A 654-nucleotide genomic window follows, 5' to 3' on the forward strand; every position below is an offset into this window, starting at 1 on the left:
GGCGCTGGACCAGGACGGCGCCGAGCCCTCCGAGGAACTGCTCCGCCAGCTCCAGGGCGCCTTCCTCCGCAAACCCCGGCACGGCCTGCAGCACCTGGAAATCTTCGCCACCACAGACCAGTTCGAACACCTGATCACCGTGATGAACACCGCCACCAACCCCCGCACCGGCCCCGACACCGGCCAAGGCACCGCCACCGGCAACACGGCGCAGGCCGGACCGGGCGAGGGCGGGGCGGGCGAGGGTGGGGCGGCGGATGCGCCCGGCCCGGCTGCGGAGCCCGCCACGGCCGAAGAGGACCCGTCGCTGCCGGTTCTGGACCTCCGCTCCCGGCCGCAGAAGCTGCTCGACGGCCTGGTCGGTGCCTGCAAAGCGGCCCTCGCCACCGGAGGGCTGCCCGCCGCGGGCGGGCTCCGGCCGCAGGTCATGGCCACCATCGACTACCGCGACCTGCTCACCCGGCTCGGGACGACTCCCGCCGAAGCAGGCACCCCTGCTAACACCGCACAGCACGGCACCGGAACCAGGCACGGCACCGGGACGCTGCTGTTCACCGGCCCCGTCACCGCAGGCACCATCCGCAAGCTCGCCTGCGACGCCGACATCATCCCCGTCGTCCTCGGCGGCGAGGGCCAGGTCCTGGACATCGGCCG

1 protein-coding gene is annotated in these 654 nt (G+C 73.7%); it reads left to right on the plus strand.

All coding sequences use genetic code 11. The features are described 5' to 3' along the window. Nucleotides 1–654 (plus strand): DUF222 domain-containing protein (locus tag AC1DBX_RS20645; protein WP_476932667.1); only part of this gene is annotated, 654 nt, incomplete at both ends.

This window comes from Arthrobacter sp. 10N44_2, assembly GCF_056394385.1.